This window comes from Catellatospora vulcania (assembly GCF_009720385.1).
GTDB lineage: Bacteria > Actinomycetota > Actinomycetes > Mycobacteriales > Micromonosporaceae > Catellatospora > Catellatospora vulcania.
On the sequence record NZ_WARX01000001.1, the window covers coordinates 955,866 to 970,285 of the forward strand.

Genomic DNA, 14,420 nt, shown 5'->3' on the forward strand with positions numbered 1-14,420 from the left:
GCCGCTGCGCCGGCGCGGAAACGCCGATCCGCGCCGCGCCTCGTGCGCCCCGGGACCCGGCAGGGGTCTTGATCGTTCGACTTGCCCGGCACCTGTGCGTATCTTGACCCGTCATACGCCCGACTGCCGGGCAAGTCGGTTGATCGTGGTGAGGGAGCCGACCCGGTCGGCGCGCGAACCCGTTTCGGTCCCCGCCGGTTCCGCGGTAAGAATCGGCGCCCTGGGCGCACTACCTGGTGACGGAACACCTTCACGGCGAAGGAGCAGGAGCCAGTGACCCATGGAGAGCCGAGCAGGCGGTTCACCGCCATCTACCAACGACATCATCGACAGGTGTACGCGTACGCGGTGAGCCGGGCCGGGCGCACGCTCGCCGACGACGTCGTCGCCGACACGTTCCTGGTGGCCTGGCGCAGGCTGGAAGCCGTGCCCGAGGGGGCGTTGCCGTGGCTGCTGGGCGTGGCCCGCAACGTGATCCGGGAACGCTTCCGCGACGACGTACGCCAGGCCAGCCTCGCCGCCGAGCTGCGCGCCTGGGTCGTCGAGGCCGACGCCGACGTGGCCGAGGGCGTCGCCGACCGCGCCGCGATGCTGGCCGCGCTCGCGGGACTCGGCGACGACGACCGGGAGGCGCTGACGCTGACCGCCTGGCAGGGCCTGTCCGCCAAGGACGCCGCCCGTGTCGTCGGCTGCTCGACGGCCACCTTCTTCGTCCGCCTGCACCGGGCCCGCAGGCGCCTGGAACAGGCCATGTCCGACCCCGTGCCGGTGGACCGCCACCGCCCCGTCCGCCTCACCGCTCAGGAGTACTCCCGATGAGCCACCGCGACACCCTGCGGGCCCTGACCGAGGCCCGTCCGACCGGCCTCGACCCGGTGACGCCGCCCGCCGACCCCGCCCTGATCATGGCGTACCCCCAGGAGGAAACCGTGACCCGCACCGCCCGGCGGCCGGTGGGCCGCCTCGTCCTCGCCGCGGGCCTGCCCGCCGTCGCGCTGGCCGTGACCGGCGCGATCCTGCTGAACAACGGATCCGGGACGGGCCCGGCGGTCGTCCAGCCACCCGCCAGCGCTCCGGTGTCCAGCGCGCCCGCCGAACTGCCCACCGACGCGGGCGGCGTGCTGCTGCTCGCCGCCCAGCACAGCGAATCCGCACCGGCCACCGCTGGCGACTACTGGGTGATCCGCCGCGGGCACGGCGAAGGCGACCGGCCCGCCGTGGAGGACGAGCAATGGCTTGCCGCGCTGCCGGGCCTGCCGTCGAGCGGCTACTTCCGCGGCGAGGGCGGGTCGTGGACCGCCCACCCGATGCTGGGGCACACCGCAGCGAACAACTTCCTGCTCGCCGGGCAGCCCCGCACGGTCGCGGAGCTTGCCGCGCTGCCCACCGACCCGGCCCAGCTCAGGAGGAAGCTGCTCACCTGGTATGACGGCACGGACGGCGAAGCCGAGGGCGGCGACGTGTACCTGTTCCACGCCGGCATGGGGCTGGTGCTCGACCTGCCGACGCCGCCGCGGGTGCGGGGCGCGGCATACCGGATGCTCGCGGCGCTGCCCGGCATGAAGTCGCTGGGCCCGGTGACCGACCAGCGCGGCCGCGCCGGCATCGCGATCGCGCTGACTCGGCAGGGTGACTTCGGCAAGTCGCAGGCCCGGCTCATCGTCGACCGGGCCAGCGGCCTGGCCTTGGCGAGCGAGTCGTGGGTCGGCGGCCGGGTGTCCAGCTGGACGACCCTGCTCGGCACCCGCTGGGCCGACGGCCCGCTGCCGGACGCGTCGACCCTGAGCTGAGGGATACGCGGGAGGCGCGGCCCGAACGGGTCGCGCCGCCCGCGTCGTCACCTGGCCGGAGTTGGTCGATCGGCCGGGCAACTCTGCCCATGGCGGCGCTGCGACCGGCCCCTGACACTCAGTAGGGTCATCGTCCGGTACTGCCTCCACACCGGACAGGAAAGCGCCGTGACGCTGCCGATCGATCCCTACGAACGCCGCCCCGTGCCAGGCTCGCCGAATCCGGTCGCGCGCCCACCCATGGGCTGGTGGCGGCGGCACCGGGTGCTGCGTAACTGGCTCAGCGGCGTCGCCTCGGCGGTGGTCGTGTCGGTGATCAGCGCGGTTGCGGTCGCGGTGCTGGTCCCCGGCGAGGACACTCCCGGCGGCGCGGGCACGCCGTCACCGGCCGCGCCGGACGCGGTGCCGTTCAGCGTGGACGTGCTGTCCCGCGGTGACTACTGCAAGCCGTACACGGTGAACGCCGACCCCGGCGAGCTGGCCAGCCCGTACCGAGTGATGGATCCACAGTCGCGCGAATGGCCCGCCGACGACGAGGTCGCCGAGTGGATGCAGCGAGTCGAGGCGGTCCCGTCGCGGTCGCGGATCACGCTCACGCTCCAGGGGACCTCCGACAAGTCCGTGGTCCTGCAGGACCTGGACGTCGAAATCAAGGAACGGGCTCCGGTGCTCGACGCGCCGCGGGTATTCCTCACGGAAGAGGGCTGCGGCAGCGGCGCCGTGCCCCGGTACTTCCGGATCGACCTGGCCGGACCGAACCCGCAGGCGATGCCGCAGGCGGGCGAGGATCTGGCACGCAACAAGATCCCGGCGGTGGCGTTCCCGTTCAAGGTGTCCGACACCGACCCGGAGATCTTCGTCATCGAGGCCGACCCGGGCGACTGCGACTGCACGTGGCAGCTTCGCCTGCGCTGGTCGAGCGCCGGGCGTAGCGGCACCCTCGTCATCGACGACCACGGCAAGCCGTTTCGCACCGCTGCCTTCGCCGAGGCGAACGCGCAGCACTTCGCCGTGCACGCTGTCCGCGGCTGCCCCGGCGACCTCGCCTGGTGCGAGACGCCCGTCCCCTGACCCGGGGCGCCGCTACGCGGCTGTGCGCCGGCTCCGTCCGCCGTAGAGCCGCACGCGGTGGTCGGTGACGTGCTGCGGGGTGCCGCGGACGAACAGGTCTGTCCGGGCGGGCGCGTTCGCGACGCGTACCGTCCAGTCCTCGTACCACCACGAGGCCGAGCAGGTGCAGCCTCGGAACCGGAAGTTGGCACGGTACAGCCCGGCTTCGCCCGGAGCCAGAGTGAACAGGCGGGTCGGCCGGTCCTGCCGCGGGTACACCGCCCAGCGGGCGTGCGCGTGCACCGTCACGCCCTGTTCGGTCATGGTCAACTGCAGCGATGCCGAGGACGCGGCGTCCCCGCCGGACAGCACCTGCTCGGTGAACCGGTAGCCGGTCTCGTGGTCGGCGACGACGTCATGCACGACGACCGCATCGGCAGGCAGTGACTCGGGCAGGCGGCGCGCGTCGGACAACCCGCGGCGCAGGTCGGCGTCGCCCGCCCCGCGCTCGTCGGCCGTCCACCGCACCCTGATCCGCTGCACCACCACCACACCGCCGAGCATGCCCGCCTCGCCCCGCGGCCCGCGACCCAGTTTCCCCGCGCCCCGCGCCGAGACCGGCGAAGATCGGAGTTTGATGTCATGATCTGCGGTCCGACCGCAGATCATGACATCAAACAGTGATCATGCGGCGCGGCGGAGCGGCGGCTCAGGGGGTGAGGGAGAGTTCGTTGAAGGCGTCCGCGAGGGTTTGGCCGGAGAGGGTTTGGATCGCGGCCATGATGTCGTCGGTGGCCTGGCGGCGGGCTCGGCCGACGCTGATGCCGGGCTGCTGGGTGAAGTGCAGCGGTGCGCCGAAGCGGATGGTGACGCGGCCGGGTCGGGGGAGTTTCGCGCCGACGGGCTGGATGCGGTCGGTGCCGAGGACGGCGACGGGCACAACCGGTGCGCCGGAGGCCAGGGCGAGCCAGGCCACGCCGGTGCGGCCGCGGTAGAGGCGGCCGTCGCGCGACCGGCTGCCCTCGGGGTGGATGCCGAACGCGCCGCCGCGTTGGAGCACGCCGAGCGCCAGTTCCAGGGACTCCTGGGCGGCCCGGTGCCCGCCGCGCTGCACCGGGATGGCTTCGAGGCCGGTCATCAGCTCGCGGATGAGCCGGCCCCGCACGCCGGCGCCGGTGAAGTACTCCGCCTTGGCCATGAACGCGACCGGCCGGGGCGTCATCAGCGGGATGATGAAGCTGTCCAGGAACGACAGGTGGTTGGCGGCCAGGATGAGCGGTCCGTCCAGCGGGATGTGCTCGCGGCCTTCGACGGTCGGCCGGAACGCCACCCGCGCCAGCGGGGTGAGCAGCATCCGGGTGATGGACTGGATCGACAAGGGTCCTCCGGTGGTCATGCCGGGCCCAGGTGGGCGTCCAGCGCGGCGCGTAGCAGCGGGTCGACGTCGTCGAGCTGCACGGTCATCTGCAGGCTGCCCCAGAGCCAGAGCTGGGCGATGCCGTGCAGGTTGGCCCACAGCGCCCCGGCGACGACGACGGGCTCGGGGTCGGCCAGGTCGTGCCGGGCGCGGGTGACCAGGTCGACGAGCACGCCGAACAGCTGGCGGCTGGCGTCGCGCAGGCCGATCTGGTTGCCGCGCAGCAGCTCGTGGCGGAACATCAGCTCGAACATGCCGCGCTGGGTGCGGGCGAAGTCGAGGTAGGCGCGGCCCAGGGCGAGCAGCCCGGCGCGCGGGTCGGCTTCGTCGCGCAGCCCGGCGATGCGCCCGCCGAGGTCGTGGTAGCCGACCTGGGCGATGGCGGACAGCAGGGACAGGTGGCTGGGGAAGTAGCGGCGCGGTGCGCCGTGTGAGACGCCGGCCCGCCGGGCGATCTCGCGCAGCGTCAGCGAGCCGGGTCCTTCGCGGGTGAGCAGGTCCACGCCGACCTCGACCAGGCGGGCGCGCAGGGTGGTGTCCTGATCCGGCATAGACACTGTCTACCAGAGTGCGTAGACAGTGTCTACCAGCCGTGGTTCGTTCGGCGGACCGGCCGGGGCACCCGGTGCCCGCCGATCAGGACGGCTTCGGCTTGGGAGTCTGCGGCTGGCCGGACAGCAGCCCGAACTGGGCGTTGTCGAGCGTGCCCTTGCCGGTGACCCGGTAGCCGGGGCCCATCGTGCCCAGGCTCAGTGCGATCTCGGCCTCGTTGCGGATGTACCAGCGCTTGCGCGGGGCCTCGCCGCGGGAGGCGGGCAGCACCGAGCCGGTGCCGTTGACGTACGGGCGGCCGGGCACCAGCCGGTCGGTGGCCGTCATGGTGACGATCGCGGAGTTGTCGCCGGTGTAGTTCCACTGCACCTCGGCGAAGTCGTCCTCCTCGCCGGTCTGCATCTCGGTGGCGTTGAGCGTCTCGTCGTTGTACGCCGCCACCAGCCGCTTGCCCGCCTCGGTGTCATCGACGAGCAGCACCGTCAGGTCGGTCGAGTCGTACTTGCCGCGCAGGTGGATGTCCCGGGCGAGCACCGAGTAGCGGTCCGCGACACCCATGCCGGTGCGCCACCGGTCGACGAACTGCGGCAGCGGCAGGTTGCCCCACGTGTGGTCGTGGTAGCCGGTGCCGATGAAGTCGCGCTTCTCGTTGTAGAAGACGATGTGGCCCTCGGCCTTGCCCGACGGGACCGCGGCGAACCAGGCCTGGTACTGGTCCGGCCCGCCCAGGTACACGTAGCCCGTGCCCGGCCGGAACGGCGCGGCGGTGCTGGTCAGGTTCAGGTTGAGGGTGATGTCGTTGGCGGTGCCGCGCAGCTGGTAGTTCTTCAGGTCGCCGGTCAGCGTGAAGGGGCCGACCTTGACGTTGCAGCGGTCCGGGGCGCTGGCGAACTCTTTCCAGTCGTACGTCTGGAACACGCTGAACTCGTTGCCCCACGGCGTGGTGATCAGCAGGTTCACCGCGGGACGCCGGTCGGCCTCGGCGGTCAGGCCGTCGCCGGGGCGGGTCTTCAGCGTGAACGACACCACGATGCCGTCGTCGCCGGTCAGCTCGGTGTGCCACCACTCGTACACCCGGGGGTCGTCGTTGGTGGCGGCCGTGCGGTAGCCGTCCTCCCAGGCGTAGAACGTGTCGGGCTTGAGGTTGAGCAGGGCGTAGTCGTTCGGGGTCGTGCCGTAGCGGTTGAGGGTAGGGCCGACGCCTGGTGGGGCGGGCGGCGCGGACCGGCTGCACGCGGCCAGCCCGGGTAGGGCGACGAACGATCCTGCGGCCAGCGCCCGCAGCGCCGTGCGGCGGGAGAACCTTCCGGGAGCCTCACTCATCTTTCTCGCCGTCCCATCACGCCGCAGCGCCGGCCTTTCAGGTGGATCACCCTATTGCCCTGGTTTGCGTAATGTAGCTCGCGTTCGCCCAGCGTGTAGCCGAGATCGCCAACCTGGCCGCGGCGGCCCGGCCGCGACGTGTCGTGACGGTCCGGGCGCGGGGCGCACCAAGGTCACTCGACTTGCCGGGCACCTGGGCGAAAGCGGGCTCGAGATACGCACGTGTGCCCGGCAAGTCGGACGATCATGGGCCCGTCCCGTCCCGTCCCGGCCCGGCCCGGCGCGGGTCCGGTGGGGCAGGGGTCAGTGCGGGACGCGGAGCCAGATGTTGGTGCACATCGGGGTGTGGGTAACGCTGAGCTGTTCCAGGCGGGTGCCGTCGCCGCCGGGGCGGTCGAACAGGCGGGTGCCGTCGCCGAGCAGCGTCGGGACCACGTGGATGAGGACCTCGTCCAGCAGCCCGGCGTCCAGGCAGGCGCGGGCGATCGCCGCGCCGATCAGCACCGCGTATCCGTCGCCCGCGGCGGCCTTCGCGGTGGCGACGGCCTCGGCCAGGTCGTCGACGAAGATGTAGGCGGGGTCGGGGTCTTCGGGGATGTCGCGGGTGTAGACCAGTTGCGGTCCGGTCCAGGCCCCGCCGTACACCCGGCCTTCGGCGGGTCCTTCGCCGAGTGGGCCGAAGAAGGTCCGGTGGCCGATGAGGACCGCGCCGATGCGGGACAGCACCTCGTCGACGGCGGGGTTGGGTCCTTCGTATCCGGCCATCCACGACATGTCGCCGCCCGGCCCGGCGACGAAGCCGTCCAGCGACATCGTGATGTGCCACAGCACCTTGCCCATGCGTGTCCTCCCGTGGTCCGCGTCGCCCTGCGTCGTGCCGGGACCGTACATCCGATCACGACGGGACGCATTTCTGAAAGTTTCAGTAGCTCTGCGGCGATATGAGGCTTCGATGAATGGATATGTTGCGAAGGCATTACCGGAGCCTTAAGCTCTGGTCGATGGGAGCGCTCCCGGTCTCTGGCCAGGGCGTTTGCTGCCCCCTTGTTGCCCGACGAGGGCCGTGTCGGCGCGCGCCCACCCCGATCCCGACGAAAGGCTCGTCATGAGACTCCTCCCTCGCGCGTCCCGGCGCGCCCTGATCGCGGCCGGCGCGGTCGGCGCTCTCGCCATGGGTGTGACCGTCGCGCTGCCCGTGGTCAACGCCATGGCCGCCAGCGGCTGCGCCGTCACCTACACCACCAACCAGTGGCAGGGCGGCTTCACCGCCAACATCACCGTCAAGAACCTCGGCGACCCGATCAACGGTTGGACGCTGGGCTTCACCTTCCCGAACTCCGGCCAGAAGGTGACCCAGGGCTGGTCGGCCACCTACACCCAGAGCGGGTCTGCGGTGACCGCGGCGAGCATGAGCTACAACGGCTCGCTGGCCACCAACGCCTCCACCGGCATCGGCTTCAACGGCAGCTGGACCACGGCCAACCCGGCGCCGACCTCGTTCACCCTCAACGGCGCCGTCTGCACCGGCTCCACCACGCCCAGCTCGCCCGCGCCGAGCTCGCCGGCTCCGAGCAGCTCGCCGTCGGCCTCTCCGCGGCCGTCCACGTCGCCGTCCGCTTCGCCCTCGCCGAGCCCGTCGCAGCCGACCGGGCAGACCCCGGTCGCGATCAACGGGCAGCTGCACGTCTGCGGGGTGAACCTGTGCAACCGGTTCAACCGGCCGATCCAGCTGCGCGGCATGAGCACGCACGGCCTGCAGTGGTTCGCCAACTGCTACAACGACAACTCGCTGAACGCGCTCGCGAGCGACTGGCAGGCCGACCTGCTGCGGGTGTCGATGTACGTGCAGGAGCAGGGCTACGAGACCAACCCGGCCGGGTTCACCAACCAGGTGAACAACCTCGTCGAGGAGGCCACCGAACGCGGCCTGTACGCGCTGATCGACTTCCACACGCTGACCCCGGGCGACCCGATGTACAACCTGGAGCGCGCGAAGACCTTCTTCGCGGCGGTGTCGGCGCGGCATGCGGCGAAGAGCAACGTGATCTACGAGATCACCAACGAGCCGAACGGCGTGAGCTGGTCGACCATCAAGAACTACGCCGAGCAGGTCATCCCGGTGATCCGCGCCAACGACCCGGACGCCGTGGTCATCGTCGGCACCCGTGGCTGGTCGTCGCTGGGCGTGTCGGAGGGCGGCAACTCCACCGAGATCATCAACAACAAGGTCAACGCGACCAACGTGATGTACGCGTTCCACTTCTACGCCGCCTCGCACAAGGACAACTACCGTGCCGAGGTGGAGCGGGCGGCTGCCGCGCTGCCGATCTTCGTCACCGAGTTCGGCACGGTCACCTACACCGGCGGCGGCGCGGTCGACACGGCCAGCAGCACCGCCTGGCTGGACATGCTGGACCGGCTGAAGATCGGCTACGCGAACTGGACCTACTCCGACGCCGGTGAGGGCAGCGCCGCGTTCAAGCCGGGCACCTGCAACGGCGGCCAGTACGCGGGCACCGCGGTGCTGACCGAGTCCGGCAACTTCATGCGCAACCGCATCCGCACCCCGGACAGCTTCCCCACCAGCTGACCCGCCCCGATCAGCGGCGCGGCCCTCTCGTGCCCGGCGAGAGGGCCGTGCCGTGCTGTCCGGCTTGACCTGGAGCGCGCTCCAGCTTCTAGCGTGGCGGGAGTACACGATCGAGGAGGCAGCGCATGAAAACCGTAGAACTCGGGCGCACCGGTGAGCAGGTCAGCCAGCTCGCCCTCGGTGCCATGATCATGGGAACCAGCACCGACGAGCCCACCTCCGTCGAGATGCTCGACCGGTTCCTCGACGCCGGTGGCAACTTCATCGACACCGCCAACTGCTACTGCTGGTGGGCGCGAGAGGGCAGCCTTGGCGGGGAGAGCGAAGAACTGCTCGGCCGCTGGCTGCCGGGCCGCCGGGACCGGGTCTTCCTGGCCACCAAGGGCAGCGCCATGGTCTGGGACTCCGACGGGCTCTGGCGCGACGGGCAGTCCGGACCCGACTGGGCGCTGGCCCGCAGCCGGTTCGAGGGCACCGGCGCGGCGACGCTGACCAAGGCCATCGACGACAGCCTGCGGCGGCTGCGCACCGACCACGTCGACCTCTACTACGTGCACGTCGACAGCCGGCGCACCCCGCTGGAGGAGACCCTGGAGGCGCTCGCCGGCATCGTCGCGGCGGGCAAGGCCCGGTACATCGGCTGGTCGAACGTGCGCACCTGGCGGCTGGAGCGGATCCGGCAGCTGTGCGCGGCCAACGGCTGGCCCGCCCCGGTCGCGCTGCAGCAGCAGCACACCTACCTGCGCCCGAAGGCGGGGCTGGACTCCGCCTCCATCGTGGACGACGAGCAGCTGGACTACCTGCGCGAGCACGACGACCTGTCGCTGGTGGCGTACTCGCCGATCCTCAAGGGGGTCTACGACTCGGCGGACAAGCGGGCCGGGCACTGGGCCATGGACAGCTACCAGGGACCCGACGCGCAGGCGCGGCTGGCCGCGGTCGCCGCGGTGGCCGGCGAGGTCGGCGCCACCCCGAACCAGGTGGTGCTGGCCTGGCTGCTGCGCTCGTCGCCCACGATGATTCCACTGGTGGGTCCGCGCACGCTGGAGCAGTATGAGACGGCACACGCCGCGCTGGACGTGGTGCTCTCCGACGAGCAGGCAGCCCGCCTGGACGCCGCCGGGGCATGACGTGGCGGCTTGTCGTGTCTGGCGCGGGGCGCGTACTGTCGTCTGCCGCTGGGGAAACACGACGGGTGTGCGCGTCGTTGCTTCACCGGAGACCATTTCGATTGTGAGGAGCTGGTATGGGCGAGCGCGTGCTGCGGGGAAGCCGACTGGGCGCCGTCAGCTACGAGTCTGACCGTAACACCGAGTTCGCGCCCCGGCAGACCCGTGAGTTCTCGTGCGTGAACGGGCACCGGTTCGAGGTGCCGTTCGCCGTGGACGCCGAGGTGCCCTCGACGTGGGAGTGCAAGTTCGACGGGGCCGTGGCGCGGCTGGTCGACGGCACCGAGCCGGAGACGAAGAAGGTCAAGCCCCCGCGTACCCACTGGGACATGCTGCTGGAGCGCCGCTCGATCGAGGAGCTCGAGGAGATCCTGAACGAGCGCCTCGCCGAGGTGCGCACCAAGCGCGGTCGCTGACCCGACAACGCCGATGCCGGCGCCGGTCCCCCTGGACCGGCGTCGGCATTCGTATGCCCCCGATAACCCGGGGCGGGCGGCGGTCCGCTCGGGTAGCGTCCCGGCGCATGCACGAACTGCAGCGCCTCACCGCCGCGCACGCCCCGGCGCTGCTGGCCTTCGAGACGGCCAACCGGGCCTGGTTCGCCCGGACCATCTCCGACCGGGGCGACGACTACTTCGCGCAGTTCCCGCAGCGGCACGCCGCGATCCTCGCCGAGCAGGCCGCCGGGCAGCATCACTTCCACGTCGTGGTCGATCCGGGCGGAGCGATCGTGGGCCGGGTCAACCTGGTCGACGTCGCCGACGGCCGTGCCGAGCTGGGCTACCGGATCGCCGCGGACGCCGCCGGCAAGGGCCTGGCCACGGCGATGGTGGCGCGCGTCTGCGAGCTGGCGGCCGGGGAGTACGCGCTGACCGGGCTCACCGCCAGGACCACCCTCGACAACGCCGCCTCCGCCGCGGTGCTCCGGCGCAACGGATTCACCGTCGATGGACCGATCACTGTCGGTGACCGACCGGGCATGCACTACTTCCGTGACCTGGTGATCTCAGCGAGTTAGGGCCGAGTGAGGGCTCCGTGGTCACGTACCGCGACCTCGAAGACTTTCCCGCGCCGCCACATCGGGGTAATCTGCCTGGCGGCCGCGCCCGTGCAGAGTTCCCCTCACCCCTGGCGGCCGCCGCCGCGCGCCCGGTTCCTGCGCGGCGGACGACGGAAGGATCCTGTACGTGCCCACCCCGGTGCGCCGCCCCCGCCCCGCGTCCCTGTTCGCCCTGCTCGTGGCCGCTGTCTTGCTGGTCGCCGGGTTCGGGACGCCCGCCAACGCCGAGCCCAACGAGATCCCGTCGACGAAGGTCGCCCAGGCGCGCCAGAATCTGGAGAGCGCCGCCGGGCAGTACCTGGAGGCCGAGGCGGCGATGCTCAAGGCCAAAAAAGAGCAGACCACCATGAACCAGACGCTGCTCGCGGCCGAGAACCGGTACACCCGGGTCCGCGTCAGCGTCGCCAAGTACGCCGCCGAGGCGTACAAGTCCGGGCGGCTCGGCGTCATCGGCGTGATGCTGAACGCCACCTCGCCCGACGAGTTCCTGACCCGCTCGGCGGCGCTGGAGAAGATGACCGCCCGCGACGAGGCCCGCATCAGCGAGCTGGTCCAGGTCCGTGCCGAGATCAACTCGGCCAAGGCCGCCGTGGACGCCTCAGTCAAGGAGGAGGCCAAGCACCTCGCCGAGATGGCGAAGCTGCGCAAGGCCGCCGACAAGGCGCTCAGCGCCCTGGGCGGCGAGGCCACCCGCGGCTGGGTCGACCCGGACTCGCCGCTGGCCAAGCCCGCCAAGCGCAACGCGGACGGCAGCTGGCCCAAGGAGGTGTGCAGCATCAACGACCCCACCCGGCCGTCGTCGAGCGCCTGCATCACCCCGCGCACCCTGCACGCCTACGAGCAGGCGCGGGAGGACGGGTTCAAGCGGTACACCTCGTGCTGGCGCCCCGGCGACATGTACGAGCACCCCAAGGGCCGCGCCTGCGACTTCTCGGCCGCGGCCGGCGGCTTCGGCGGCACGGCCTCCGGCGGCGACCGCACCTACGGCAACAAGCTCGCCGCGTACTTCGTCAAGAACGCCAGCGCGCTCGGCGTCATGTACGTCATCTGGTTCTGCCAGGTGTGGACGGCCACCGGCGGCGGCTGGCACCGCTACTCGCCGACCGGGTCGAGCTGCGGCGACTCGCCGTCGGCCGACCACACCGACCACGTGCACCTGTCCGTTTACTAGGCAACACGGCCTAGGGCAACACGGCCTGGCTCACTGGCCGGTCTGCCCGTCGATGCTCTCGCGCAGCAGGTCGAGGTGACCGCAGTGGCGTGCGGTCTCCTCGACCATGTGCGCGAACGCGTACCGCAGGGTGAAGGTGTTGCCCTCGCCCCGGGCACGCTCGTCGAGCGCTGCGTCGCGGACTGCGTGCCGGGACCGCTCGCACTCGGCCACGTAACCGGCGACGATCGCGGCGAGGGTCTCGCCCGGCGGGATCGGGAAACCGCCGTCGGGCTGCTCCTCGGTCCACGGCCACGGCACGTCCAGCCCGGCGAAGTCGATGCTGAACCAGAACCGCTCCACCCCGGTCAGGTGCCGGACCAGCCCGGCCGGGGTCAGCTCGGACGCCGCCACCGGGCGGCTGAGGGCCTGCTCGTCGGTCAGCCCGGCGACCTTGCTCACGACCGTGGCCCGCAGGAAGTCGAGCAGCCCGGCGAGGGTCTCGCGCTCGGCGCCGTCCTCCGGCGGCCGGACCCGAGGCGGCGTCCCGATCTCTTCACTCGTCATCGCGACAGCGTAGGCGCGGACACCGACATCGGCCGGACGCGTAACCGGGCAGTGCCTGCGTGGCACGGGCGGGGCCCGATCTCCGCCTGGCGGGCCGGGAGCGGCTCTCGCGTGGACAGAATTTCTCGCGTTGGGTGTAATGGCGCGACCGGTGGCGGGACTTACCAGGCAGACACCGCTACCTCGGGAGGCAGTCATGCGGTCAGACACGTCCCTCGCCAGGGCCGCCGCGGCAGGCGATCGCGAGGCGTTCGACCGGCTCTACCGCCTGTACCGGCCGGGCCTGCTCGGCTTCGTGTTCCGGCAGGTCGGCGACCGGCACACCGCCGAGGACGTGGTGCAGGAGACGTTCCTGGTCGCGTGGCGTGACCTGGCCAAGCTGCGCGACCCCGACGTCATCCGGACCTGGCTGTTCTCCATCGCGTACCGCCGGGCGATGTCGGTCGCGGCCCGGGTCGCGCCCGCGCCGCTGCCCGATCCGGCGCTGCTGGTCGACGACACCCCCGGCCGCCACCCGGAGCAGGCCGCCGAGCAGCGGGAGGCGTACGAGCTGGTCTGGGCCGCCGCGCACGGGCTCGAACCGCGCCAGCGGGCGGTGCTGGAACTGAACGTGCGGTGGGAGCTGTCCAGCCGCGAGATCGGCGAAGTGCTCGGCGTCGGCACGGCCCACGCCGCGGTGCTCGTGCACCGCTCGCGCGCGGCGCTGGGCAGCGCGGTGCGCACGGTGCTCATCGCCCGCCGGCACGGCCGCTGCGCGGGGCTCGACGCCATCGTGCACGGCCGCCGGCGGCTGACCTCCCGCGAGCGGTCCCAGGTCGACCGGCACGTGCGGGGCTGCGACCAGTGCCGCCGCCTGTCCGCCCGCAACGGCGCGTACGCCGTGCTCGCCGCGCTGCTGGCGCTCACCGACGGCCCGGTGCCGGGCAGCTCGGCGCAGACCAGCCCGGCGGCCGCGATCGCCGCCGCCGGCGCGCGCGGGCTGCGGCTGCCCGGCAAGCTGGCGCTCGGTTCCGCGGCCACCGTGCTGGCCGCGACCGGCGTGTACGCGTTCGTCCCGCTGGCACTCGAAAGCCCGCAAGCCGACCGGACCGGGACCGCGGCCGCCGCGGCCGGTGTCGCCCCCGGGGCCGCATCCCCGTCGGCTCCGGGGTCGCCCTCGGCGTCCCCGGTGAGCCCGTCCGGCTCGCCGTCCGCCGGGCCGTCGGCCTCCGCGTCGGCGCGGCCGAGCCCGACCAAGGCCGCGGGCCCCGCGACGCTGGAGGCGCAGCTGCTGGTGCTGGTCAACCAGGCCCGCAAGAGCGCCGGCTGCGGTGCGCTGCGCGCCGAGCCGAAGCTGGACAAGGCCGCCCGGCTGCACAGCGCCGACATGGTCAAGCGCAACTACTTCTCGCACACCACCCCGGACGGGGTCACCCCGTGGGACCGGGCCAAGGCGGCCGGCTACACGCAGCCGTCGGCGGAGAACATCGCCGCGGGCAACGCCACCGCGAAGGCGACCATGAACCAGTGGATGAACTCGCCCGGCCACAAGGCGAACATCCTGAACTGCTCGTACAAGGCCATGGGCGCGGGCCGGGCGACCGGCGGCACCTACCGCTACTACTGGACCCAGATGTTCGGCTTCCGCTGACCGGCATCGGGAGTGACCTTCACCGCGTCGAGGGCTGACACCGGTTCCGGCCGCCTAGGCTCGCGTCATCGGATCATGAGGATCCGGGTGGCGGCGACCTGTCGGCGTCGACCGGCCCGGGG

General features: G+C 72.0%; 15 protein-coding genes. 9 read left to right on the forward strand and 6 right to left on the reverse strand.

The genetic code is table 11. From position 1 onward, the window contains the following. Positions 1-273 precede the first annotated feature (273 nt). The 3 genes from F6W97_RS23585 (at position 274) to F6W97_RS23595 (ending at position 2,861) form a co-directional block, all read left to right on the forward strand. Positions 274-819, forward strand: coding sequence for an RNA polymerase sigma factor (locus tag F6W97_RS23585; RefSeq protein WP_155372578.1), 546 nt, complete (start codon positions 274-276; stop codon positions 817-819). Then, on the forward strand, positions 816-1,790 hold the full coding sequence (locus tag F6W97_RS23590; RefSeq protein ID WP_155372579.1) for a CU044_5270 family protein: 975 nt from the start codon (positions 816-818) through the stop codon (positions 1,788-1,790). The genes F6W97_RS23585 and F6W97_RS23590 overlap by 4 nt, the downstream gene beginning before the upstream one ends. Before the next feature lie 168 nt (positions 1,791-1,958). Further along, positions 1,959-2,861, forward strand: coding sequence for a hypothetical protein (locus F6W97_RS23595; protein WP_155372580.1), 903 nt, complete (start codon positions 1,959-1,961; stop codon positions 2,859-2,861). A gap of 12 nt (positions 2,862-2,873) precedes the next feature. Here the strand turns inward: F6W97_RS23595 and F6W97_RS23600 are convergent, their stop codons facing one another. The 5 genes from F6W97_RS23600 to F6W97_RS23620 form a co-directional block, all read right to left on the reverse strand. Continuing rightward, positions 2,874-3,404, reverse strand: a complete 531-nt coding sequence (locus tag F6W97_RS23600) for a hypothetical protein (protein ID WP_155372581.1) — start codon at positions 3,402-3,404, stop codon at positions 2,874-2,876. A gap of 145 nt (positions 3,405-3,549) precedes the next feature. Beyond that, entirely contained in the window at positions 3,550-4,218 is a 669-nt protein-coding gene (locus tag F6W97_RS23605; protein WP_230686902.1) for a lysophospholipid acyltransferase family protein, read from the reverse strand. Positions 4,219-4,232: 14 nt separating this feature from the next. Next, positions 4,233-4,808: a TetR/AcrR family transcriptional regulator gene (locus F6W97_RS23610; protein WP_155372583.1), complete on the reverse strand. Its 576-nt coding sequence runs from the start codon at positions 4,806-4,808 to the stop codon at positions 4,233-4,235. Between the two features lie 85 nt (positions 4,809-4,893). Then, entirely contained in the window at positions 4,894-6,132 is a 1,239-nt protein-coding gene (locus F6W97_RS23615) for a lipocalin-like domain-containing protein (protein WP_155372584.1), read from the reverse strand. Positions 6,133-6,435: 303 nt separating this feature from the next. Next, the gene (locus F6W97_RS23620) at positions 6,436-6,972 is read right to left on the reverse strand and encodes a dihydrofolate reductase family protein (RefSeq protein ID WP_155372585.1); all 537 of its coding nucleotides are present in this window, start codon (positions 6,970-6,972) and stop codon (positions 6,436-6,438) included. Positions 6,973-7,237: 265 nt separating this feature from the next. Here F6W97_RS23620 and F6W97_RS23625 point away from each other — a divergent pair, with 265 nt between their 5' ends. The 5 genes from F6W97_RS23625 to F6W97_RS23645 all read left to right on the forward strand — a co-directional run bounded on the left by F6W97_RS23625 (position 7,238) and on the right by F6W97_RS23645 (position 12,122). After that, the gene (locus F6W97_RS23625; RefSeq protein WP_155372586.1) at positions 7,238-8,722 is read left to right on the forward strand and encodes a cellulase family glycosylhydrolase; all 1,485 of its coding nucleotides are present in this window, start codon (positions 7,238-7,240) and stop codon (positions 8,720-8,722) included. A gap of 125 nt (positions 8,723-8,847) precedes the next feature. Next, positions 8,848-9,852 carry an aldo/keto reductase gene (locus tag F6W97_RS23630; protein ID WP_155372587.1) on the forward strand — a complete coding sequence of 335 codons (1,005 nt, stop codon included), beginning with the start codon at positions 8,848-8,850 and terminating at the stop codon, positions 9,850-9,852. Between the two features lie 116 nt (positions 9,853-9,968). Next, positions 9,969-10,307, forward strand: a complete 339-nt coding sequence (locus tag F6W97_RS23635; protein ID WP_155372588.1) for an RNA polymerase-binding protein RbpA — start codon at positions 9,969-9,971, stop codon at positions 10,305-10,307. 107 nt (positions 10,308-10,414) lie between these two features. Then, positions 10,415-10,909, forward strand: coding sequence for a GNAT family N-acetyltransferase (locus F6W97_RS23640; protein ID WP_155372589.1), 495 nt, complete (start codon positions 10,415-10,417; stop codon positions 10,907-10,909). 169 nt (positions 10,910-11,078) lie between these two features. Next, the gene (locus tag F6W97_RS23645) at positions 11,079-12,122 is read left to right on the forward strand and encodes a coiled-coil domain-containing protein (RefSeq protein ID WP_230686903.1); all 1,044 of its coding nucleotides are present in this window, start codon (positions 11,079-11,081) and stop codon (positions 12,120-12,122) included. Between the two features lie 30 nt (positions 12,123-12,152). Here F6W97_RS23645 and F6W97_RS23650 read toward each other — a convergent pair whose 3' ends face one another. After that, positions 12,153-12,668, reverse strand: a complete 516-nt coding sequence (locus tag F6W97_RS23650; RefSeq protein ID WP_155372590.1) for a DinB family protein — start codon at positions 12,666-12,668, stop codon at positions 12,153-12,155. Positions 12,669-12,864: 196 nt separating this feature from the next. Here F6W97_RS23650 and F6W97_RS23655 point away from each other — a divergent pair, with 196 nt between their 5' ends. Continuing rightward, positions 12,865-14,298 carry a sigma-70 family RNA polymerase sigma factor gene (locus F6W97_RS23655; protein ID WP_155372591.1) on the forward strand — a complete coding sequence of 478 codons (1,434 nt, stop codon included), beginning with the start codon at positions 12,865-12,867 and terminating at the stop codon, positions 14,296-14,298. Positions 14,299-14,420: the final 122 nt, after the last annotated feature.